At 42.9% G+C, this 22969-nt stretch carries 21 protein-coding genes and 2 pseudogenes; 13 read left to right on the forward strand and 10 right to left on the reverse strand.

The window, feature by feature from the left end; all coding sequences use genetic code 11:
• The first annotated feature begins 167 nt into the window (after positions 1 to 167).
• The 4 genes from ribD to ACOCD9_RS08620 all read left to right on the forward strand — a co-directional run bounded on the left by ribD (position 168) and on the right by ACOCD9_RS08620 (position 5742).
• Positions 168 to 1265, forward strand: a complete 1098-nt coding sequence (gene ribD, locus ACOCD9_RS08605) for a bifunctional diaminohydroxyphosphoribosylaminopyrimidine deaminase/5-amino-6-(5-phosphoribosylamino)uracil reductase RibD (RefSeq protein WP_419547092.1) — start codon at positions 168 to 170, stop codon at positions 1263 to 1265.
• A 259-nt stretch (positions 1266 to 1524) separates the two neighbouring features.
• Entirely contained in the window at positions 1525 to 3498 is a 1974-nt protein-coding gene (htpG, locus tag ACOCD9_RS08610) for a molecular chaperone HtpG (RefSeq protein ID WP_419547112.1), read from the forward strand.
• A gap of 330 nt (positions 3499 to 3828) precedes the next feature.
• Complete coding sequence (locus tag ACOCD9_RS08615) at positions 3829 to 5331, forward strand: DEAD/DEAH box helicase (protein WP_419547094.1); 1503 nt, start codon at positions 3829 to 3831, stop codon at positions 5329 to 5331.
• 60 nt (positions 5332 to 5391) lie between these two features.
• The gene (locus ACOCD9_RS08620) at positions 5392 to 5742 is read left to right on the forward strand and encodes a 4a-hydroxytetrahydrobiopterin dehydratase (protein WP_002762185.1); all 351 of its coding nucleotides are present in this window, start codon (positions 5392 to 5394) and stop codon (positions 5740 to 5742) included.
• Here ACOCD9_RS08620 and ACOCD9_RS08625 read toward each other — a convergent pair.
• From ACOCD9_RS08625 to ACOCD9_RS08635, 3 genes and pseudogenes are all read right to left on the reverse strand, one after another.
• Positions 5739 to 6617 (reverse strand): NAD(P)-dependent oxidoreductase, encoded by an 879-nt coding sequence (locus ACOCD9_RS08625; protein WP_287700861.1) that lies wholly within the window; start codon positions 6615 to 6617, stop codon positions 5739 to 5741. The two genes, ACOCD9_RS08620 and ACOCD9_RS08625, sit on opposite strands and share 4 nt — an antisense overlap.
• A gap of 103 nt (positions 6618 to 6720) precedes the next feature.
• The gene (locus ACOCD9_RS08630; RefSeq protein WP_419547096.1) at positions 6721 to 8541 is read right to left on the reverse strand and encodes a BRCT domain-containing protein; all 1821 of its coding nucleotides are present in this window, start codon (positions 8539 to 8541) and stop codon (positions 6721 to 6723) included.
• Positions 8542 to 8667: 126 nt separating this feature from the next.
• Positions 8668 to 8784, reverse strand: a pseudogene (locus ACOCD9_RS08635) (IS5/IS1182 family transposase); the annotation flags it as partial.
• A 43-nt stretch (positions 8785 to 8827) separates the two neighbouring features.
• On the opposite strand from ACOCD9_RS08635, the gene ACOCD9_RS08640 reads away from it, so the two are divergent.
• A complete protein-coding gene (locus tag ACOCD9_RS08640) occupies positions 8828 to 9136 on the forward strand; it encodes a tail fiber domain-containing protein (protein ID WP_287700857.1) in 309 nt (102 codons plus the stop codon).
• A 243-nt stretch (positions 9137 to 9379) separates the two neighbouring features.
• Here the strand turns inward: ACOCD9_RS08640 and nadA are convergent, their stop codons facing one another.
• Together nadA and ACOCD9_RS08650 are read right to left on the reverse strand one after the other, a co-directional pair.
• Positions 9380 to 10339 carry a quinolinate synthase NadA gene (nadA, locus tag ACOCD9_RS08645; protein WP_287700855.1) on the reverse strand — a complete coding sequence of 320 codons (960 nt, stop codon included), beginning with the start codon at positions 10337 to 10339 and terminating at the stop codon, positions 9380 to 9382.
• A 251-nt stretch (positions 10340 to 10590) separates the two neighbouring features.
• Positions 10591 to 11016, reverse strand: coding sequence for a CoA-binding protein (locus tag ACOCD9_RS08650; protein ID WP_287700854.1), 426 nt, complete (start codon positions 11014 to 11016; stop codon positions 10591 to 10593).
• Between the two features lie 476 nt (positions 11017 to 11492).
• Here ACOCD9_RS08650 and ACOCD9_RS08655 point away from each other — a divergent pair, with 476 nt between their 5' ends.
• The 4 genes from ACOCD9_RS08655 to ACOCD9_RS08670 all read left to right on the forward strand — a co-directional run bounded on the left by ACOCD9_RS08655 (position 11493) and on the right by ACOCD9_RS08670 (position 15611).
• Entirely contained in the window at positions 11493 to 12167 is a 675-nt protein-coding gene (locus ACOCD9_RS08655; RefSeq protein ID WP_419547097.1) for a TIGR04283 family arsenosugar biosynthesis glycosyltransferase, read from the forward strand.
• A 207-nt stretch (positions 12168 to 12374) separates the two neighbouring features.
• On the forward strand, positions 12375 to 13085 hold the full coding sequence (locus ACOCD9_RS08660; RefSeq protein WP_419547099.1) for a superoxide dismutase: 711 nt from the start codon (positions 12375 to 12377) through the stop codon (positions 13083 to 13085).
• A 2-nt stretch (positions 13086 to 13087) separates the two neighbouring features.
• Positions 13088 to 14005, forward strand: coding sequence for a homoserine kinase (gene thrB, locus ACOCD9_RS08665; RefSeq protein WP_419547101.1), 918 nt, complete (start codon positions 13088 to 13090; stop codon positions 14003 to 14005).
• Between the two features lie 232 nt (positions 14006 to 14237).
• Positions 14238 to 15611, forward strand: a complete 1374-nt coding sequence (locus tag ACOCD9_RS08670) for a DICT sensory domain-containing protein (protein ID WP_002796380.1) — start codon at positions 14238 to 14240, stop codon at positions 15609 to 15611.
• 252 nt (positions 15612 to 15863) lie between these two features.
• On the opposite strand, the gene hpnH is transcribed toward ACOCD9_RS08670, so the two are convergent.
• Positions 15864 to 16880: an adenosyl-hopene transferase HpnH gene (hpnH, locus tag ACOCD9_RS08675; RefSeq protein ID WP_419547103.1), complete on the reverse strand. Its 1017-nt coding sequence runs from the start codon at positions 16878 to 16880 to the stop codon at positions 15864 to 15866.
• A gap of 202 nt (positions 16881 to 17082) precedes the next feature.
• Between hpnH and ACOCD9_RS08680 the strand changes: the two genes are divergently transcribed.
• Together ACOCD9_RS08680 and ACOCD9_RS08685 are read left to right on the forward strand one after the other, a co-directional pair.
• A complete protein-coding gene (locus ACOCD9_RS08680; protein ID WP_419547104.1) occupies positions 17083 to 17682 on the forward strand; it encodes a DUF1517 domain-containing protein in 600 nt (199 codons plus the stop codon).
• Positions 17639 to 18571: a hypothetical protein gene (locus ACOCD9_RS08685; RefSeq protein ID WP_287700841.1), complete on the forward strand. Its 933-nt coding sequence runs from the start codon at positions 17639 to 17641 to the stop codon at positions 18569 to 18571. Before ACOCD9_RS08680 ends, ACOCD9_RS08685 begins: the two co-directional genes overlap by 44 nt.
• Positions 18572 to 18641: 70 nt before the next feature.
• Here the strand turns inward: ACOCD9_RS08685 and ACOCD9_RS08690 are convergent, their stop codons facing one another.
• Both ACOCD9_RS08690 and ACOCD9_RS08695 read right to left on the reverse strand, forming a co-directional pair.
• Positions 18642 to 19154, reverse strand: a complete 513-nt coding sequence (locus ACOCD9_RS08690; RefSeq protein WP_287700839.1) for a phycobiliprotein lyase — start codon at positions 19152 to 19154, stop codon at positions 18642 to 18644.
• A 61-nt stretch (positions 19155 to 19215) separates the two neighbouring features.
• Complete coding sequence (locus ACOCD9_RS08695) at positions 19216 to 19884, reverse strand: HEAT repeat domain-containing protein (RefSeq protein ID WP_419547105.1); 669 nt, start codon at positions 19882 to 19884, stop codon at positions 19216 to 19218.
• A gap of 601 nt (positions 19885 to 20485) precedes the next feature.
• Here ACOCD9_RS08695 and ACOCD9_RS08700 point away from each other — a divergent pair.
• Both ACOCD9_RS08700 and ACOCD9_RS08705 read left to right on the forward strand, forming a co-directional pair.
• A complete protein-coding gene (locus tag ACOCD9_RS08700) occupies positions 20486 to 20713 on the forward strand; it encodes a DUF2281 domain-containing protein (protein WP_287767582.1) in 228 nt (75 codons plus the stop codon).
• Positions 20710 to 21096: a type II toxin-antitoxin system VapC family toxin gene (locus ACOCD9_RS08705; RefSeq protein ID WP_419547107.1), complete on the forward strand. Its 387-nt coding sequence runs from the start codon at positions 20710 to 20712 to the stop codon at positions 21094 to 21096. The genes ACOCD9_RS08700 and ACOCD9_RS08705 overlap by 4 nt, the downstream gene beginning before the upstream one ends.
• Positions 21097 to 21455: 359 nt before the next feature.
• Here ACOCD9_RS08705 and ACOCD9_RS08710 read toward each other — a convergent pair whose 3' ends face one another.
• On the reverse strand, positions 21456 to 22262 hold the full coding sequence (locus ACOCD9_RS08710; protein ID WP_287700831.1) for a creatininase family protein: 807 nt from the start codon (positions 22260 to 22262) through the stop codon (positions 21456 to 21458).
• A 473-nt stretch (positions 22263 to 22735) separates the two neighbouring features.
• Positions 22736 to 22969: pseudogene (locus ACOCD9_RS08715) on the reverse strand (RNA-guided endonuclease TnpB family protein); the annotation flags it as partial.

The raw sequence follows: 22969 nt of genomic DNA on the forward strand, positions 1-22969 counted from the left end.
GCTATCGGTCGTCGGTCGTCAGGAGATTATTTTTATTTATTCTCCCAACTCTGGCGCTGCCATCTGCCCATCTGCCAATTGATAATTCATAATCTATAATTCCCACTGATCACTGATTACTGTTTACTGATCACTGAAAACTCTCCCCTCCTTTGGAGAAATAAACCATGGCCCAAGCAACGGAATTCGATCGCACAATGATGCAAAGATGTCTAACCCTTGCTAGGCAAGCCTTGGGGCGGACTTCTCCTAATCCTTTGGTGGGTTCTGTGATCGTTCAAGAGGGTACAATTATCGGCGAAGGTTTTCACCCAGGGGCCGGACAACCCCATGCAGAAGTTTTCGCCCTGAGACAGGCATCAGAAAAAGCACGTGGTGCCACTTTATACGTCAATCTCGAACCCTGTAACCACTATGGACGGACTCCACCCTGTAGCGAGGCAATTGTGCAAGCAGGCATTAAAAAAGTGGTGGTGGGGATGATCGATCCTAATCCCCTGGTGGCGGGGAAAGGTATTCAAAGATTAGAATCGGCAGGCATCGAGACGCTGGTGGGAGTGGAGGAGTCCGAATGTCGTCAACTCAATCAGGGTTTTATCCATCGCATCACCGCTAAAAAACCCTTCGGTATTCTCAAATATGCCATGACTCTCGATGGCAAAATTGCCGCCACTAGCGGTCATAGCACTTGGATTACTAGCCCCGCTTCTCGCCAAATAGTCCACCAACTGCGATCGGCCTGTGATGCGATTATCGTCGGCGGTAGCACTGTCCGTCAAGATAATCCCCACCTCACCACTCACGGCCTCTCTGATCATAATCCCCTGCGCGTGGTCATGACTCGATCGCTCGATTTACCTCCCTCGGCCCATCTTTGGGATACCAGTCAATTTCCCACCCTTGTCTATACACAAATTGATGCTAATGTCAAGCTTAAGCAACAATTATTAACAAAAGGCGTGGAAGTGATCGAACTAACCGAGGTGACACCCACTTTAGTGATGGAAAATCTCTATCAGAGGGGATTTTGTCAGGTTTTGTGGGAGTGCGGCGGCGGTTTAAGTGCATCAGCGATCGCTGAGGGCATGGTACAAAAAATTATCGCTTTTATTGCGCCCAAAATCATCGGGGGAATCCAGGCACCCACTGCCGTGGGTGATTTAGGTTTCCAGTTAATGAGCCAAGCTTTACAGTTAGAAAATGTCACGGTTAATTATCTCAATCCCGATATTTTGATTGAGGGATATCTGCAAAGTAAACAGTAGAGCTACTGCAATTCCCCCTCAATCGGCAAATCTCAACCAACCGCTTGTAAAAGTCAAAAAGTCATCGATAACCCCGATAATCTGGCACTTACCCCTGATTTTTGCGAGCGAGTTCTAGAAATCGCCCCGCTGCCGTTAAATGCCTTTATCGGTACGGTTATCCCCCTAGAAGAAGTTGGGCAATCGCTCTGTGATCAATGGTGCCATTATCGAGCAAAATAAAAAAGTTAGAATAGTCAAACCCTTAGTGATTGAACGTATGACGGTACTCGAAAAAGGTAATATCACGATTCATACCGAGAATATCTTCCCTATTATCAAAAAATCTCTCTACACTGACCATGAAATTTTTCTGCGGGAATTGATATCCAATAGTGTTGATGCCATCTCGAAATTAAAAATGGCTTCTTTAGCAGGAGAAGCGAGAGGAGAAGTCCCCGAACCAGAAATTAATCTCGCCATCGATAAAGAAAATCGTACCCTATCAATTACCGATAATGGTATCGGGATGACGGCGGAAGAAATCAAGAAATATATTAACCAAGTTGCCTTTTCCAGTGCGGAAGAATTTATCAATAAATACCAAAAATCAGCCAACGATTTAATCGGTCATTTTGGCCTAGGTTTTTATTCGGCTTTTATGGTGGCTAAAAAGGTAGAAATTGATACTCTTTCCTATCAGGAAGGTGCTACCCCTGTCCATTGGTGCTGTGATGGTTCTCCAGAGTTTGAACTAACCGATTCTTCCCGCAGCCAAATCGGCACCACTATCACCCTAACTTTAATGGATGAGGAAGGGGAATATTTAGAACCTGCCCGCATTCGCCAGTTAGTCAAAACCTACTCGGATTTTATGCCCGTTCCCATTAAAATTGATGGGGAAGTGATTAATCAACAACGGGCTTTATGGAAAGAATCTCCTCAAAATCTGACCAAGGAAGACTACCTAGAATTCTATCGTTATCTCTATCCTTTCCAAGAAGAACCTTTACTCTGGGTACATCTGAATACCGATTATCCTTTCTTGCTCAATGGCATTCTTTATTTTCCAAAACTCAGACCGGATGTGGATGTCTCAAAAGGACAATTAAAGTTATTCTGTAATCAGGTTTTTGTTAGCGATCATTGCGAAGAAATTATTCCCGATTTCCTGATACCCTTGCGAGGAGTTATCGATAGTCCAGATATTCCTTTAAATGTGTCTCGAAGTGCTTTAACCAAAGATCGCACCGTTCGCCGTATTGCCGATTTTATTGCCAAAAAAATTGCTGATCGCCTCAAATCTCTATACAACGAAGACGCAAAAGAATATATTCGTTGTTGGGTAGATGTGGGAACCTTTATTAAATTTGGTTCCTTGAAAGAGGATAAATTTAAACAGCAGGTAGAAGATATTTTAATCTATCGGACTACCTACAAACCCCCAGAAACCCCAGTACAAGTGGCAGTGCAAACCGCCGAAGGTGACGCATGGCAAGAAGCAACGGCGAAAACTCCCCTAGAAGCGATCGAACAGGAAGGTTATACTACTCTCAAAGCCTACCTAGAACGCCATAAAGAACGCCACGAAAATCGAGTTTTTTACTGTACCGATCCTCGTAGTCAATCCACCTACGTTGAACTCTACAAAAATCAAGGTTTAGAAATCCTTTTCTTTGATTCTTTCATCGATACTAATTATTTTATTCCTTTCCTAGAAAGAGAATACTCCGATGTGAAATTCACCCGGGTTGATTCTGAATTAGACTCGACGCTGCTCGAACAGGATCAAGCTAGTGAAATTATCGATCCCGGTAGTAATAAAACCCGGGCTGAATTGATCAAAGAAATCTTCGCCAAAGCCCTCGATAATTCCCGCATCAATATCAAAACTGAAGCCTTGAAATCCGATGATCCCCAAGGTACTCCCCCAGCAATTGTCTTACTTCCAGAAGCGATGCGACGCTTACAGGAAATGACGGCAATGATGCAACAAAAAGCCATGGCTTTCCCCGAAGAACATATTCTGATGATTAATACTAATCATCCCCTAATTCAACAGATTATCCAGATTAGTCAGGGAAGTATTGTTACCGGTAGCGGCGAATCTCCATCGGCGCAATTAGCGAAAATGCTCTGTCAGCACGTTTATGATTTAGCTTTAATCGCTCAAAAAGGATTTGATGCCGAGGGAATGCAAGCTTTTGTGGAACGTTCCAATCGCGTTCTGACTAAGCTAACCGAAAAGATTTAATCTATTGCAAAACTTTGGCTGTTTCGATATGCTGAGAGTGTGTTAGTTCACACTCTTTTTTTAACCTGATCAATATGATCTAGCGATAAGCTATCTTGCCGCCGTCAGCCTTGAATCAGTTAAGTAGTCGTGCAAAATTAATTTCCTAGTGAAGATAGGCAAGAGGCAAGAGGCAAGAGGCAAGAGGTGGTTAGATATGTGTAATTAATTTTGCTTAGGTACTTATCAGTTATCAGATGTAAGTTTTCAGTTCACTTATACTGATAACTGTTTACTGATAACTGTTTACTGATAACTGTTTACTGATAACTGATAACTGATAACTGAAAAATGCGCTTACCCACCCTCAAATATGAGCGAGGAACCTTAATTCTCCATCCACCACCAAAAGGAAAAAAATGGCTAGATTTTGCCACTTGGGATGATCGTATCGAAAGATTTCGCATTTTGGCCATTCATTATCGTCCTCTCGTGGAAACTCTACAGGAGGAGGGCATTAACTTCCAAGATGAAGCAAAAGCTTTTAACAATTTAGAATTAATTGCCAGTTTTGAACGGGAACCCTACCCCCACCAAACGGAAGCGTTAATCGCTTGGAAAAAATCCCAGAGAAGGGGTGTCATTGTCCTTCCCACCGCTGCCGGTAAAACCTATCTTGCCCAATTAGCTCTACAATCGACTCCCCGCAGTACCTTAATTATCGTGCCGACTATTGATTTAATGCACCAGTGGTATGCCCAGATGTTGGCGGCTTTTCCCGATGCCGAGGTGGGATTATTAGGGGGAGGTTCTAAGGATAATAGTGCTATTTTAATCGCCACCTATCAAAGTGCGGCAATTTATTCGGAAACTCTTGGCAATCGTTACGCTTTTTTGATTTTTGATGAATGTCATCATTTACCATCGGATTTCTTTCGGAAAATAGCGGAAGATTCGATCGCACCCTATCGTTTAGGCTTAACAGCAACACCGGATCGCGGTGATGGTAGTCATCAAGATTTAGATTATCTTATCGGTACAATTGTTTATCAAAAAAGTCCCCAAGACTTGTCAGGAAAAGCCCTAGCGGATCATGAAATAATTCAAATCAAAGTGAAACTATCCGCCAAAGAACAGGAAAAATATCAAGAAGCAATTAAAATTCGCAATGATTTTTTAAGAAAAAATAATCTCAGTTTGTCTGGTTTAGATGGTTGGCAAAATTTTGTCATGATTAGTGCCAGAAGTAGCGAAGGGCGCCGGGCCATGTTAGCGCACCGGGAGTCGAAGGAAATATCCTCTGGAACCCAGGGAAAATTGCGGGTTTTAGCCGAGTTAATCTGTGAACACCATCCGGAACGAATTTTAATTTTTACCAACGATAATGCCACAGTTTACCGCATTTCCGAGAGCTTTTTAATACCTGCCATAACCCATCAAACTCCCGTGAAAGAACGCCATGAAATTCTGACCCGTTTTCGTCGGGGAGAATACAAAATTCTGGTGACTTCCCATGTTCTTAATGAAGGGGTTGATGTGCCGGAAGCACGCATCGCGATTATTTTATCGGGAACCGGTTCCACTAGGGAATATATTCAGCGTTTAGGACGGGTTTTAAGAAAAGGTCAACAAGAGGATAAACGGGCGATTTTGTATGAAGTGATAGCCGAAAATACCACGGAGGAAAAAACCTCCCAACGACGACGGGGAGAGCAGAAAAATAAAACTAGCTATAAAACCGGTAATCGACAATTGGAATTATTGCCTTCTCCTCCGAAAAAATCTTTTTCTTTCCCGAAAGCTGCCGAATCTTCTACCCCTTGGGTGAGTTCTCCAGAGTCAGAGGAAGAATAAAAAATTTCTCTGGGGGATTTTCCTCTATAATAAAGGTAAAAAATCTAGATTGATACCCCTATGACCGAACTTGCTCAACAAAAATGTCAACCTTATCAATCGGGTTCTTCTCCTATCACTGCCGAGGAAATTACCGCTTTACAGGCTAAAATTCCCGATTGGAATCTCTTAGAATACGAGGGTATTCCCCGTCTGCAAAAACTCTATAAATTTGCCAATTTTCAAGGGGCAATCGCCTTTACTAATGCCGTGGGAGAAGCGGCGGAAAAAGAAGGCCATCACCCCGCTTTATTGACAGAATGGGGTAAAGTTACCGTTTCTTGGTGGACCCATGACGTGGGCGGATTACATCAAAATGATTTCATCATGGCTGCCCGTACCGATGATATTTATCGCCAACAAAAGGCCTAATCGTAGGCGCGAATCATCGCTTGGGTTCCCTGTTTAATTCCCTTACCTTCGTCCAATTCCGCTACTACTTTAAATAGAGTTTCCGCTAAATCTGTCCCGGGCAGAATTTCCCCGGCTGTCTGGGCAGTTTCTTTGACTAATCGCAAATCTTTTAAAATATGTTCAATCATAAAAGCCGGCTGTAAATCTTGGGCGAGGATTTTTGGTCCCAAATTTTCCAACGCCCAAGAACCTGCCGCCCCCGTTTTACAGACTTCTATGACTAAATTGGGGTCTAATCCTTGAATTTTTGCCATTTTTAGAGCCTCACACAGCGCCACCATGTGAACCGCCCCCAAGACTTGATTACAGAGTTTTACCGCTTGTCCGTTGCCGATTTCGCCACACCAGCGAATAGTTTTACCCATGGCTTGAAAACAGGGCAAACAAGTCTGAAAATCCGCTTCTTTCCCCCCCACCATAATAGTTAAACTGCCGTTTTTCGCGCCAATATCGCCCCCAGAGACGGGAGCATCGAGAAAACGGAGATTATTTTCCTCTAGCTTTTTACCAATCATCCTAGCGGCTTGAGAGCCAATGGTACTCATATCCACCACCAGAGTTCCCACCGCTGCCGATTCCATGACACCCCCCGGTCCTAAAATTACCGCTTCCACGTCAGGCACATCCCCGACGCAGGTAAAGACAATCTCGGCATCCCTGACGGCGGCGGCAATACTAGCACAAATGTTCGCACCCGATGCCCCAGCAATGGTTATCCCCGGCGCCTCTGGGGTACGATTCCAAGCATTGACAGCAAAACCCTGACGAACAAGATTAGCTGTCATCGGCGCTCCCATTACTCCTAATCCTAAAAAGGCAATTTTTTGACTCATAATTTTGGTAATCAAGGGAAAGGGAGGTGTGGGGTGTGGGGTGTATTTTCAGTAATCAGTAAACAGTGAACTGATAACTGATTACTGATAACTGATAACTGATTTAGGATTCTACCATTTGCAGAAATTGGGCTTCTGAAAGGGTTTTAATGCCTAATTTTTGAGCCTTTTTGAGTTTCTCACCGGGGGCTTTACCGAGGAGAATATAATCAGTGTTCGCACTGGGGGAACCGGTAACAGTACCACCGACATTAATAATCAATGATTTCGCTTTCTCGCGACTGATTTTGCTGAAGGTTCCTAGTATAACTACGCTTTTTCCCCTTAGGGGATTTTCTGCGGATTCTTGACTCGTTTGGACTATCTTTGCTGCGGGTTGCACTTCTAAACTTGTATCGGCAACCGTGATTTTTTCTGCTGCTACTACAGGGGTTTCCTTGGCAATCACCGGGGGGGGTTCTGGTTCTGCTACTACCGGAGTTTCACTAATAATTGCTTCTGGTTCATTAGTGGTAATAGGGGCAGTTTGTTTAGAGAAATCCTCTCTTTCTTGCTGTAGGTTTTGAATTTTAACCTCTAAAGCGGCGATTTCTGCTTGCTTAGTTGCTAACTCACCCTCAAACTTAATTTTTTCCTTTTCTAAAGCTTTAGCTGCCGTTTTTTGGGCTTCTAAATCTTGAGTTAGTTGGCGATTTTGTTGGCTTAATTCCTCGATATGACGGGAAGTTGTGCTTTCTAATTGGTCTTTTTCGGCACTTAACTGGTGTAGTTGAATCTCTAAATTAGAAATGTTTTCCCGATAGGTTTCTAACTGTTGGGGTAACTGGGTTAATTCCTGTAATTGCCCTTCTAAATTAGCAATTTTTGCCTGAGAATCAGCCAATTGTGGCGGTAACTGGGTTAATTCCTGTAATTGCCCTTCTAAATTAGCAATTTTTTCGGCAGCAGTGGTTAATTCTGCCGATAATTCCCCTTTCTGGACATCTAAAGCTTGTAACTCCAGTTTAGCCGCTTCGAGACGAGCGCCGAGACTGTCCTTTTCGGCGGTTATGGCTGTCACTTGAGCGACGGTTTCTTGGAGTTTTATAGTTAAATTGTCGCATTCTTGGCCCAAAGAGAGCGATCGAGTTTGACTTGCGGCTAAATCTTCGCTGAGAGACTTTTTTTGCTGCTCTAACCCAGTAATTTGACCCCGTAAGCTGTCTATTTCCTGCTGTCCTCGCTCATAATGTTCTGTTTGGTCAGCCAGATTCTGTTCTAAGGTTTGAATTTGACCTTGCAAGCTGGGAATTTGAGCGGCTAAATCGCTTAATTCTTGGTTTTTATGGTCTAAATCGGCCACTTTCGCCCTTAATTCCCCGGCTTTTTCTAGCTCTTGCTGTAAGAGAGTTTTATCCTGTTCTAGGGTCTGAATTTGACTATAGAGAGAGGTGGTCTGTTTTTTGGTCAAATCAAATTGACGGTTAATTTCACCTTTTTGCTGCTCTAAAGTTTGAATCTGTGCCTCTAGGCTAGTAATTTGGGCTTTTTCTGCCTCTAACTGCTCCATCAAACCAGCTTTCTCCGCTTCTATTTCCTTAGCGGTGGTTTTCAGTTGTTCGATTTCACCCTCACCTATCTGGACAGCTTGCTGGAGGGACTGGAGAGAATTTTCTAAATCCGTAGCTTTGTGCTGTAATTGGGCGGAATGTTGTTCTATGTGAATGATTTTGGCGTGCAGCTGCTGATTTTCATCTTTTAAGTCTGATTGCGCCACGTCTAAACCCTTGACTTGAACCAACAAATCTGAGTTACTTTGCTGTAATTGCGCTTGTGCAGCTAAAAGGGCGGTATTTTTGCTGACGAGACTAGAGCGCGACCAGAGGAATAGTCCTCCGAAAACAGCACTTAAACCTAATCCTTCATAAATTAATTCGTTGAGCATATCTACCCTCCTAGACAAGCGAAAAACAGTCACCTAACCGAACTGATGCGGCAATTTTGGTTATAGACCTACATCTCTACTTATATCAGTTACGGGGTACATTCGGGGAAAGGGCGGGGAAAAAGTCACTTCTCTCATCCCGGTGTAAAAAGGTGTTAGCCAGTTTTCGGCGGGTGGGATTAGTGGGGCGAGTAATTCCCACTCCGCATCGGTTAAATCACTCGGATACGACTTCTTTTTCATCATTTAGACCTCAGAACAACTCTCTATTTTGAGGTTAACGATTTTGGAATCTCCCCCCGCTCATCTTTATATTTACTTTATAAATACCCTCTTAGCTAAACTAAACCCAGTTAAATACAACCTAAAAGCGGATAAAGATAATAATTTACATCTTGGCTTTATTGCAGAAGATGTTCCAAACTTAGTAGCATCTCTTGACAGACAAACTATCAGTAATGATCCTATTCTCGCATTGCTAACTAAAGTCATCAATGAGCAAGAAAAGAGGCTCTTAGAATTGGTAGAAAAAGTTGAAATCCTAGAGAAAAAATCGGCTCTTCGGGACTTGGTATGGTTCGATATGGGGGCATAAATCGACTAAATACTTATCTGGTAAGAGATTTAATTGATTAGTTCGCTCCAGATCGCAAACAATTGACAAAAATTGCGGCAATATCTATCTCTATAAGGGTTTCATTCCTTATAAACCCGTTGATTGCATAAGACAAACCGAAGAACAAAAAAATCTTAAAAAGGAGATAATTAGTACAGGATAATTGACCACAAAAAAACTCCGTGTCCTCTTTGAATTGGCCCACTGATAACTGATAACTGATTAAGACATTTCTAACATTCTTTGAATCGGCAACAGTGCCTTAACTCTTAAATCTTCAGAAATAGTAATTTCTGGAGTTTTATCTCGCATACAGAGATACAATTTTTCGAGAGTGTTCAGTCTCATGTAGGGACACTCATTACAAGCACAGTTATTTAAAGCTGGTGCGGGTATAAATACTTTCTCTGGTGCGGATTTTTGCATCTGGTGAATAATCCCCGGTTCTGTGGCGACAATAAAGGTTTTTTCGGAACTTTTCAGGGAATAATTTAATAGTGCCGTCGTGGAACCAATATAATCGGCATGGCGTAAAACCGATGATTCACACTCAGGATGGGCGATAATTTTTGCTTCCGGATGGGCAACTTTTAATTCTATTATCTTGCGTTCGGAAAAAGTTTCATGGACAATACAACTACCCTGCCAGAGAACCAAATCTCTGCCAGTTTGCTGACTGACATAACGGCCTAAATTGCGATCAGGAGCGAAGATAATCGGTTGATGGACAGGGATTTGATTCACTATTTTGACTGCGTTGGAACTGGTGCAGATAATATCACTCATGGCCTTAACTTCTGCACTGCAATTGATATAGGAAATCACGATATGATCGGGATATTGGGCTTTAAAACGAGCAAAATCTTCAGGATGACAACTATCAGCTAAAGAACATCCCGCATCTAAATCCGGCAGCAATACCAACTTATCCGGATTTAAGATTTTAGCTGTCTCTCCCATGAAGTGAACCCCCGCAAATACGATCACATCTGCTGGCGTTTGGGCAGCCTGCTGGGATAAACCTAGAGAATCACCAATATAATCAGCTATATCCTGTATGTCAGAATTTTGATAGTAGTGAGCCAGAATAACGGCGTTTAATTCCCTTTTAAGCTCTTTAATTGCCGTAAATAGGTCATCAGGTAAGCTTGATCGATTTGCGGGTTGAACAGTTGTGAACACGGTGGGATTTATGGTTATTTTTACCAAATACTAAACAAGTCTCTACATCATAGCAAATTTTTCTAAGGAGAGACCACAAACAAAAAAAGCTTGATGCAACAGCGATCAAACGACTGACAACCAACCCCCGATAATACCATTTTTCAAAAAGTATATAGCGTGTTTTATTCGCAAGAGGTACATTATCGATGTTTAAAAGCTTAATCAGCAAAGGTTTAAATGTGCCGTACAGGTACGAGAACCACTATAGTTTATTTTTGGGAAATCCCTAAACGCTGATATTCTATCTGGATACAAGCATCCATAATCACATTTAAACCCGCCTCGATCGCCCTTTTTTCCGCAACTGGGTGATAAATTTTCAATTGCGTCCAAAGGGTAGCAGCCTGAATAGCAATAGCTGACTCGACAATTTCAGGTAGATAATCAGGATGACGAAAAACGTTAACAATATCCACAGGTTCGGGGATAGCCTCTAGAGAAGGATAGCACCTTTGACCATCAATTTGCCTGACCATCGGATTGACCGGATAGACTCGATAACCCACCGCTTGCAGGAATTTGGCCACCTGATAGCTGGCGCGGCTCGATTTCTCAGAATGCCCGACCACTGCGATAATTTTACTATTGCTGAAAATGGTTTTGAGCGCACCATCGTCTCCTTTAATATTCGGCATTGTCCCACCTATCTTAGAACGGAGTTTCGTTTCTCATAAAGATGAAGTGTAACCTAATTTGGTATCGACTTTTGACTGCAGCTTTGGCCACTCTGGAGAACTGGCAGCAATGTTTAACTTTTCTACAGGAAAAACAGTTAAGTAGGTAGGTGTTAAAAGTTGTCAGATGCCCCCCTTATTAAGGGGGGATTAAGGGGGGATCCCCCCGCCTATCGGCACCCCCCTTATTAAGGGGGGCAGGGGGGATCAGAGGCAAAATCTATCTTCTATTTAATTATAGCGGTTCTCGCATCTGTGCGGCACACTTAAACCTTTGCTGATTAAGCTGTTCAGAATCGGTAATGTACCTCGTGTGAATCAGAAACGCTATATAACTACTTACTTATTACAAATCCCAATCAATCCCTCGGTATCTGTAGGAAAATTTACCCGATGGTTGCCCCTAAATCCTTTGACTTTAGTTAGTACAAAACCTCATGAATTATCTTAGTATTATCATTCCGACTCTTAATGAGGAGTTAAGAATTGCCGCAACATTAAAACAGATAGGAGCGGGAGTAGAAATTATTGTTGTCGATGGGGGAAGTACAGATAAAACCAGAGAAATAGCTGAAAAATTGGGAGCAAAAGTAATTATTTCACCGAGTAAAGGTCGTGCATTTCAGATGAATTTAGGAGCAAAAATAGCGAAAGAAGATATTTTTTTATTTCTGCATGGAGATACTTTACTTCCCCATAAATTTCAAGAACAAATTATCGATACTTTATCCCAATCTGGGATAGTAGCGGGGGCCTTTGAATTAAAAATTGATGGAGAAGAAAAAATCCTGCGTTTAGTGGAAAAATTAGTTAATTGGCGTTCTCGCTGGTTTTCCCTTCCCTATGGAGATCAAGGAATATTTTTAAAAGCCTCAATCTTTGCCGATTTGGGTGGTTTTCCTGAGTTGCCAATTATGGAAGATTTTGAATTAATACAAAGATTGAAAAAAAGGGGTAAAATAGCCATAGTTGCTGCTGCGGTAATTACCTCAGCAAGACGTTGGCAAAAATTAGGAGTTGGCAAAACTACCTTAGTTAATCAATTAATAATTATTGGTTATTATCTAAAAATTCCGCCGCGCTTGTTGAAAAATTTTTATCGTTTATGGTAATAAAATAAAGGCTTGCTTAAAAGGTATTTTAGGTCATTGTGTAATGTGGGGGCGCAACGTGGTCAGTGAGTTTATCGAACTGCTTGCGCCCAAAATGTAATATAGAGATGCAGCTGATTGCCTTTAGGAGTCTCTCGATAAAAATTTTTGTCTCCCGAAGTACCGATCAATAGGATAATTAATAATCGGAACATCTGCTCTGAGAATATGTCTCTTGATCGCCGTCAATTTCTTTATCTTTTAGGTGCTACCCTTGGCACAGCCACTCTTGCCGGTTTTAACTCTGCCGCTTTTGCCGCTACTGGTCCCTATAGTCTCATTGCCCTACCCTATAGCTATGATGCCCTAGAACCTTATATTGATAAGGAAACGATGCAATTTCATCACGATAAACACCATGCAGCCTACGTTAATAATCTCAACGCGGCAGTGGCAAAATATCCAGAATTGCAGAAAAAAACAGTAGTAGAATTAATTACAAAACTTGACTCTTTACCCGCCGATATTCGCACCACTATCCGCAATAATGGCGGCGGCGATCTTAATCATACGATGTTTTGGCAGATTATGTCTCCCGATGGCGGTGGCGAACCAAAAGGAGAAATAGGGGCGGCAATAATCGCTAAATTTGGCAGTTTCGAGGCATTTAAAAACGCTTTCAACCAAGCAGGTACTAAACTTTTTGGTAGTGGTTGGACATGGTTGGTTTTAAATAAGTCAGGAGAACTGGAAATTATCAGCACTGCTAACCAAGATAGCCCCCTAATGATGGGATTACAGCCAATTATGGGCAATGATGTCTGGGAACACGCCTATTACTTAAAATACCGTAATCAACGGGCTGAGTATTTAAAACAGTGGTGGAATGTGGTTAACTGGGAGGAGGTAAATCGCCGCTATCTTCAGGCAAAAGCTTAACCATGTCAACTTTTACGGTAACAGTTCCCGCTACCACTGCTAATATTGGGCCCGGCTTCGATTGTCTCGGAGCGGCCTTAACCCTATATAATCAGTTTACTTTTACCCTGCTGCCGGCAACGACAGCTAACCCTGTCAGCATTAGTGTCAAGGGAACTGAATCAGCTAAAGTTAGCCAAGGTGCTGATAATTTAATCTATACTTCTTTTTTGCAAGTTTATCAAAAAATAGGACAGAATCCGCCCCCTATCGCCATCGAGATCGGTTTAGGGGTTCCCCTGGCTAGAGGTTTAGGTAGTTCTGCCACTGCTATTATCGGTGGGTTAGTGGCTGCCAATCAATGCGCGGGAAATCCTTTATCTATGGGGGAAATCGAAGCATTAGCGATCGCATTGGAGGGCCATCCGGATAATGTGGTGCCGGCTTTGCGGGGCAACTGTCAGCTATCGGCAGGAGATAGCACAAATTGGGCTATTTGTCAAGTATTTTGGCAAAAAAATCTCATTCCCGTCCTAGCGATTCCCGATTTTGAACTGGCTACGGAAAAAGCTAGGGCGGTTTTACCTGAAAAAATTAGCCGTCAGGAGGCTATTTTCAATATTTCCCGCTTGGGTTTATTATTGCGGGGATTAGAGACGGGTAACGGCGATTGGCTGAGAATTGCCCTAGAGGATAAACTGCATCAACCCTATCGCCAATCTTTGATCCCGGGTTACGAAAAGGTGAAAAAAGCCGCCATTAACGCGGGTGCTTACGGGATGGTAATTAGTGGCGCAGGTCCCACCCTATTAGCTTTAACGAACCCCGACAATGCCCAAAAAACAGCCACAGAGATGACAAATGCTTGGCAGCAAGTGGGGATTAACTCTGAGGTGAAAATTTTAGCTTTAGATACCCTAGGGGTCCAAGTAAACTGTTAAGCCTCCAATTTACTGGTTAAGAGTACCTGGCAGCGGGGAGATTTTATCAGTAATCAGTAATCAGTAATCAGTAATCAGTAATCAGTTTTTTTCTCCCTGCTCCGCAGCTCCGGTGCTCCCCTACTCCGTCTCCCCACACCCCACACCCCACACCCCACACCCCACACCCCACACCCGTTCGGCTGAGCTCACGGCCGAAGCCCACACCCCACTTCCCCTAATCTTGCCACCTATGACCGTAGAATCCAGTTTACAACAGTTAAAAAGAGCTTCATCGGGACGATTACCCAGCAGTTACGGGGTCTATTTTAAGAATACCCTTGTGGCCCTCTGTCATGCTCTTGAAGATCATATCTTGCAAACTAGCAGCCCTGATAGTACAAATAAACCACTGGTCTTAGTCACCTTTCAACAGGGTAAATGGTATTTACAGGAAGCTGAGCGCTATTTAGATATTGCTCGCTCTTCTCGTCATATTGCGATCGCCGCCGTGGCCGATAGTGGTTTTTCTGAGCATAAAACCGGCAGTTTAGAGAATGTTTCCCTAGTCAACTTAGATAATAGCGATAGTTTGGTTAATGAGTGGAATTTAATCATTCTTTCCCCCGATTACGCCTCCATGGTACTCTGTCATGAGTTATCCCCGGAAGAATACCGGTCCGATAGTCAACCCCAAATAGACACGGAGCGAAAATTCTACGGTTTATGGACATTCGATCGCGATTTAGTCGAAAAAGCCGCTAGGATCTTAATTGAGCGTCTGCATCCCTATAATCCCAGTCTAGCGGCCGATTTAAGCAGACAACAGCAGGAAATTAGTCAAAATATTAATCCCATTCCCACGGATTTAACCGGAGTAGTCTCTCGCATTGTCACCTATCTGCAAACCAGTCAACAGCAGTTAGTCACCGTCAGCAGACAAACGCGAGAATTAAGCGACTTAGAAGGACAAGCATCCCGTTTAAATAAAAATTTAGCCGCTAATAAACTGCAAGCTTTTCTAAGAATGGCTCAAAAAGTCGATGAAAGAGATATTGATAATCCCCTTGCTTCCCTACAGGTGGCCGCTTTAGCGGAAATGTTGGGACAATTGCTCGATTTACCCACCCTGAGATTACGACGCTTACGATTAGCCGGTTTATTATACCGCATCGGTCTAGCGGAAGCTCCGATCGAAGTTTTTAGACAGCGTGCCAGTCAGTTAGAGGGAGCAAATGCGTTATTTTGGCGGGATAGATCGGTGTTAGGCGCACAATTACTCGCCACTATGCCCGAATTAGCCCCAATTCAACAGATTATTTACCATGAGTTTGAATACTGGGATGGTAGCGGGGTTCCCAACGGCTTAAAAGGGGAAGAAATCAGCCTAGAGTCGCGAATTTTAGGATTATCCGCCTATTTTCAGGAATTAACTCAACCGCGAGGCGACCGACTAGCTCTAGATTTAGGAGAGGCCCTAGAGCGCTGTCAAAATTATAGCGGGATTCGTTTCGATCCCGCTTTGGTAGAAAAATTAAGTTCGGTAATTCGTCTGTGCGAAATGGGATGGATGCAATTACCCGATCGCCCTAGTCAAGTCCCCGCCGTCTGGTTAGAATCAGTTTAGATTAGGGTCTGCGGCAAAAAGTTTTTCGTGGGGGTAGGGTGTGGGGTGTGGGGTGTGGGCTTCGGCCGTGAGCTCAGCCGAACGGGTGTAGGGTTTTACCCATTTTCAGGGGGTCAATTACCTAATTAATTTTCAGGGAAAAAGTGCCTAAATTTCCCCCCCGATCACCCCAAGGTCTGGCACTTTTTGATGGGAAAAAAGTCTAAAATTTTTACCCAACAAGGTTTTTAGATTTATTCAGCAGACCCTAGATTAGACTCCGATTAAACTCTGCATGGCACGTCCCATATTAGCCGGTTTAAAAGCTGCCATGGCCGCGGTCGGTTCATAGCCGCAATGTACCATACAATCGGCACATTGAGGATTGCCACTGGCCCGACCGTAGTTGTCCCAATTGGTTTCTTCTAAAAGTTCCCGAAAGCTTTTGTAATGACCTTCGTTGAGCAGATAACAGGGTTTTTGCCATCCTAAAAGACTATAGCTAGGACTACCCCAAGGGGTGCATTCATAGTCCTGTTCACCGATGAGAAAATCGAGAAAGAGAGGATTATGGTTAAAATTCCACTTTTTCTGGCGTGATTTCCAGGGTGAGAGAATTTCTCGGAATAAAGCTCTGGTTTGCTCCCGTTTCAAGAAACTATCTTGATCCGGGGCCCACTCATAACTATAACCCGGGGAAATCATCATGCCATCGATGCCCAAAGTAGCGAGAAAATCGAAAAATTCCTGCATTTCTCGCGCATCTGTGCCTTCAAAAACCGTGGTATTAGTAGTAACCCGAAAACCTCTCGCTTTCGCTGCTTTAATCCCTTGTACTGCCTTATCGAATACTCCCTCTCGATCCACACAGCGATCGTGATGTTCTTTGAGACCATCCAGATGGACACTAAAGGTAAGATAGGGTGAAGGAGTAAATTTATCTAGGCTTTTTTCCAATAACAGGGCATTGGTACACAGATAGACGAATTTTTTTCTGTCCACTAAACCCTTGACAATTTCATCGATTTGTGGATGTAAAAGCGGCTCACCCCCGGGGATGGAAACCACGGGAACCCCGCATTCTTCCACCGCTGCGAAACATTCTGCCGGGGTGAGATGATTGCGGAGGATTTCCGGGGGATGTTGAATCTTACCGCAGCCAGTACAGGCTAAATTACAGCGAAATAGGGGTTCTAGCATTAAAACTAAGGGAAAACGCTTTTTTCCTGCTAGACGCTGTTTCAAGATATAGGAAGCAACCACTAAAGCTTGTTGCAGTTGGACAGCCATTTGCTCACACCAAAAGGATTCTAAGTAATTATAGACTGTTAACAGGACATCAAGGCATAGAACCCTAGAAAATGGCAAAATAAATAAAAGCTGAGGCCTTTTTTGGCTGTTTACTTGATTATCATCTTGATCTAGCTGATGGCTTCAAGACTAATGACTCCTAACCTTAACGACAATTTTTGATTTTTACCAGAGGTCTATTATGAGTTCTTTAGGCGATCGCTTCAAGAAATTTGCGGGTAGAACTCGCTATGTGGTCTGTCGCTTATTTTTGCATCTCTACGGACAAGAAGTCGCACCCCTGATCGGTATTCTTAATCGTACTGGCCGGGAGGCGATCGATTCCGAAGGCGATTTAGAGGTCATGGGAGAGGGTTTAGTAGAAATTTGTCAAAATCTGCTGCAGATGAACCTCTATTGGTTTTCTATAGCTAATGAGGGCGATGTTTTTTGGCATGAGGGGGAAGCGGGAGACTACGTTAACGAACTGTTTACCGATTCCGCGGCCAGATACCTAAGTGAATCGGTGTCTGGGGAAGTGGGGGAAAAGGAACCCTTAACTTTACCCGTCACCGATAACTTAGTTGTTATGATCACAATAGCCTTCGAGGGTGAGAGTGCTGGTTTAGAAACTAGCCTAGCCGATCGAGAGGCCCTGGAAGATGGTTTAAAATCAATAATTAACCTCCACTACCAAGGTCGGCTGCGTGCGATTCAGGTACATTTTTCTCCTGCTCAATTGGGAGATGAATTGACTAATGAGCAACTATTACTCAATTTCCCCGAATTACTGCCTTTATAGTCTTAATTTTGCCCTTATGCTGCGCCAAGTAACGACAATCCTTTTAATTCTTACCCTTTGTTGCACAACGGTGGCCTGTGGTTCCTCGTCAAATGAAACTCAGTCACCGTCAGCTAGTAACAGTAGTGTAAGACAAGAATCCAATCAGGTTAGTAGCGGTCGCTACGAGGTGCAACAAGCTACCTACGATGACGGAGATGGCACTTATACCCTAATGCTGTTAAACACCCCTGGGGGGACTTCTCCCCTCTTCCGCACCACTAACCTGCAAATGGCTAGATTAAGCGATGAAGCTATTGCTAAAGGGGAAAAAACCGCAGTAGAAATCAACGGTGATCAGGCTACCCTGTACATGACCGAAGATTTTAAAATTGAGTATGTCCATAATGTCACGGAAGTGCGGAACAATCCCCAGACCGGACAACAAGAAACCGTGGTGATTCGGCAAGAATCGAGTTTTTGGAGTCCTTTTTTCGGTGCTGTTGCTGGTCAAGCTTTGGGTAGTTTGCTCTTTCGTCCTCAATACTACGTTCCTCCCCTCTATACTCCGGGGGGTGTAATGACCGGTTTTGGTGGTTACGGTTCCACCTATAATCAGGCAGTAGATCAATACCGGACTAAACATAATAGTCCACCTCCGGCGGTCAAAAATCGGCAAACTCTCCGTTCTACCGGCAATTTACGTCGTTATCCCAGTAATACTTCCTCTAGTCCCAATCGCAGCACCACCACCACCACAAAACCCAGTGGTTCCGGTTATGGTTCCAGTACCCTGAAGAATTCGGGTAAATCTGATAATGTCAAACGTTCTCCTAGTTTCGGTTCCTCCGGTTCTCGTCGTACCCCTAGTCGCAGTGGTTTCGGCAGCAGCAGACGCGGCCGACGTTAGGAGGATTTGACTGGAGTGGTGGAAGATTAATCCTGTCTTCCCCACCTCAGACATTGGGGATGGCAGCTACTTAAGAAGCAACCATTTTGCGAATTTCCGAGTAGAAAACCGTCTGGCGATCGCCATTGGCCGACTGGATAATACTGGTACGCAATCTCAGATTAGGACTAGCAAACCAGATTCTTTCCTCGATACGATGGTGATTATCCTCGATGGTTAAAGTTAAAGCTTGATCGCTTCGGAGATGATATTCTCCCAGCGCTGCCGATTTACCGTCCGATGTGATTAATTTTCCTTGCCAAGAATTTTCTGAGGGTAGCCAAACTAAATAGCTAGAACCGATTTTTTTCGGTTGTCCATAGTCCACGGAATTATCCCAAGTTGCTTTCCATCCCCCTAGACTGGTCTGGGACTGACAGTTATTTCCTAAACATAATTGCACCACATCGGCAGCATCGGCAGCCAGCAAATCGATGGTGATTTCTGCTTTATTATTGGCAACTTTTTGGGCAGCTAATTGATAACTGGTGCGCTGAGAAAACCATTTACCCGCACAGAGATTAATAAATTCTTGAATGTCCATGAATGGCTGTAGGCAAAGATTGATCGCTCTGGAAGAATAGATTATTTATTCTATCCTATCCCTAGACCTTGGCCAATTTTTGCAAGGATAAACGAGCTGCTTCGCGCACTTGTGGATGTTCGTCCTTGACCAAAAATTTTAAGGCTGCGATCGTTTTTTCCGCCGGAAGATGGCCTAAAGCTTCCGCTAATCGCTGCCGGATTAACCAGTCATCGGAGTTAACAAAGGTTAAAAGCTTCTCGACGGTTTCCACTGCTTTGATTTCACCAAGGGCAGCAATAGCGGCCTGTTGAATAACCGCTTCGTTACTATCGAGGGCCGATAATAACACCTGTTTAGCCCGAATATCGCCCAAATTGCCCAAAGCGACGGCGGCACTAAAGCGGACTAACCATTGCGTGTCTTCGTAAAAAGCCCTCTGTAGGGGTTCAAAAGCGCGAATATCTTCTAAATAACCTAAAGCTCCCGCAGCATCGGCGCGAATGCCATAATCGGCATCATTGGCTAACAAATCTACTAGGATAGGAAAGCATTCCTCGGTTTGTTTGACTCCCAAAGCAAAGACAGCCATCGATCGCACCGGCAGCATTTCATCATAAAGGACTTTTTTGATCAAGGGTACAGCCTCCTCCGGGGCCACTTCTCGCAGGGATGCCAAGGCCAGCAGACGATCTTTAGAGTTGCTGCTTTCTAACTGGAGGGCAATGCTTTCTATATCAGGCTTACTCATTTTTGTCAATCACTTGTAATATTTCTTTAATTCTAACGCAATTGTTTCTAAGTCAGTCCCAATGAAAAAATTTTCACCCCCACAGATGAAAGAGGTTTCCTTCCCTACACCCCACACCCCACACCCTACACCCTCTTTCCAGTCAGCAGCCTTAGGGGACTGAAACAGCTAATTTCTGTCTGTTACAGTGTTTCTCATAAAGATGAAGTGTAATCTAATTTGGTATGGAAGACCGACTCCCGAAAACGAAAACTTCGTACCTGCTCATTAAGATAACTGCTCTAACTAATATCCTTAACAATAGGATTAATTTAGCTTAAACCTCCTGTAAAAGTAAGTTTTCGAGGTGCTATCGGCTCAAAATATTGAAAACCTCAGATAAATTTGACATAATCTTGGGTTTTATGGACAGAATAGTTGTCTCTTGTCTTTTTTCTCCTCCTGTAAACCGTCTCGGAGTCTCCTCACGGAAGATTTTTGATTTTTGCAGGAACTCTCTTAAACAAGTTGGGGAAGTGGTTCTACAAAAATTAACTTTATTTATGTTTAAAATGCTATCATGAGGCTTGCATCGTAGATTTCAGTAGATATTGAGAAACCCATGACTATTTCTGGCAATAAAATTACAGAAAGCATTATTAACAAGCTACAGGAAATTCCTTTAGATAAACAAAAACAAATCTTAGAATATGTAGAAGCTCTGACGGAGGAAAAGGAGCCGTCATCTTCCCAGAAAAAACGAGTCTTTGGGTTGCATCAGGGAAAAATTTGGATGAGTGATGATTTCAATCAACCCTTACCCGATAACTTCTGGAATTTTGACTCATGAATATTCTCTTAGATAGTCATACTTTAATCTGGTTTTCCCAGAATTCTCCTCAGCTTTCCTCATCAGCAATTGAGATACTAGAAGATAGAAATAATCTTCTTTTCTTGAGTTTGGTCAGAGTCTGGGAAATACAGATCAAGGTACAGTTAGGCAAATTAAATTTAGATATTTCTCTCTCGGAAATAGTTAAAGATCAAACTAAAATTAATGATGTGCAGATTTTACCCCTGAAATTATCTCATATTTGGACATTAGACACCTTACCTTATTATCACAAAGATCCGTTTGATCGTTTATTAATTTCTCAAGCAATTACAGAAAACCTAATTATCCTGGGTGTTGATCCTGTTTTCGATTCTTATCCCGTACAAAAAATATGGTAAAAAATGTCGTTTGTTTTCTTTTTATGGCATAGAACGAGTTAGTTAGGACGCTTTCAATTTTCAAACTCTTATCGGTCAAGGGTTTCAGCGATTGATTGTCCTAACCACCCCGCTCTTTGCTATATTACTGGTTACAAAATTTCTAAACACTCAAGGATAAAACTCATAATTGAGATTAATAGTTATGCTAAAAACTATCACTATCTGGTTAAAATTTTCTCTATCGATGCTAATACAAGATAATGATAAACTTCCCGAATCAAAGGAGAAGGAAGATGGAGTTTTATCCTTTGTAAGAAAATTACGAATAGGCAGTTTAAATGCAGTACAGTTTATTAACAATTCTGATTAATCTTCTATTAAGATAACTTCGGTTGACGGAATCGATAAACATCAATGATCGCCTGTACCCAACCATTAGCAACGGATTCTAATAATCGATCGCCTTTTTCTTTACTTGCATTAGTAGCATCTCCCATCACTCCACTTTTAGTTAATTCCTTAGTTAACCAAGCAAAGGGTAATTTTCCTTCCATAGTTAATAAACTATTTTCTGGCAAACCTTGGGGATATTCTCGCACAGCCCGCTCAATTTTGACCTGTTCTGGCAGTAATGATAACATAATGCTAGTTTCCACATCTCCTGCATGAATACCGTATTCTAATTCATATTCCGAGAATAATTCAGCCGCATTGTGGGGAACTCGCCAAGTGAAAAAAGGAAATACTAAAAAATCGGGATATTGTTGATGAATATCCCTAGCGGCAATTTCCATAACTTGCGGTTGTCCGCCGTGGGAGTTCATTAATACTAACTTGCGAAACCCCGAACGATAGAGACTTTCAGCTATCTCTTGAATGAGGGTTAATAAGGTGGCTGCCGAGAGGGTAATCGTGCCGGGGAAAGACCAATGTTCGTTAGATTTTCCGTAGTAGAGACAGGGTAAAGCAAAGGCGGGAACATTTGTATTTAATTTCTCGAAAGCTTTGCCTAAAACCCCTAAACTAATGGCAGCATCGACGGCAATAGGGAGATGGGGTCCATGTTGTTCGATCGCACCGATGGGTTGAATAATTACCACATTTTCCTTATCTGGCATTGAATCTATATCGGTCCAAGTAAGATAGGGAAAATAACGATGAGGGGGAATAAAACCGTGCATCATAATTTTATTGGGGGTCAGGGATTATAGTTATGGAAAAAATTACTGTTTATTTGGTAATTGTACCACTAATTCTTGGCAAGGTTGCCAATCATCTTTATGGGTAATGGCTGCCCAAAACGAATCCCTATAACAAGAAAACCTGTTTCATTAATTATAATAGGCAATATCGTCGGGCAAAAACACCAGGGGCGACTTGTTTTTTTACCCTTATTACTGAGCATCTTTAAGCCTTTTCTTTAAGTATTGTTGTTAATGTAGCTTATTAAGATCAGCGACCGCACTTAAACTCACAGCTTCAATGAATGTGCATGGTGCGTTCCCTACGGCTCTTTTGTAACTCCTAAATTAAGTTTTATTTCAAGCTATTTTGAAAGCCTTGCTAGAAGACAGTTTCATCTATAAGTATAATTACTCACTTGCATAAATGAGATGCCTCCTCCCTAACAAATAAATAAACCATTGACTCTCCCCCGCTAACCGCTCGCGCGGTGTAGCGGGGGATTCTCGGTTCTTAGGCTCTTGACTAGATCAAACAGGTTTAACCGGTCGATCCCCGTCAAATCGCTTCCGCAAGCGTTTTCTAACACGGTCAGTCCGACAGCGTTTTTTCCTCGGTTCTCGATTACCTTTGCTGATGCCGTATCTCTCGGTTCAATGTGACCGCAAGAATCACACCGGTGAACTCTTTCCGATAACGACTTTTTGCC

This window comes from Microcystis sp., from assembly GCF_048564745.1.
Taxonomy (GTDB): Bacteria; Cyanobacteriota; Cyanobacteriia; order Cyanobacteriales; family Microcystaceae; genus Microcystis; species Microcystis ichthyoblabe_A.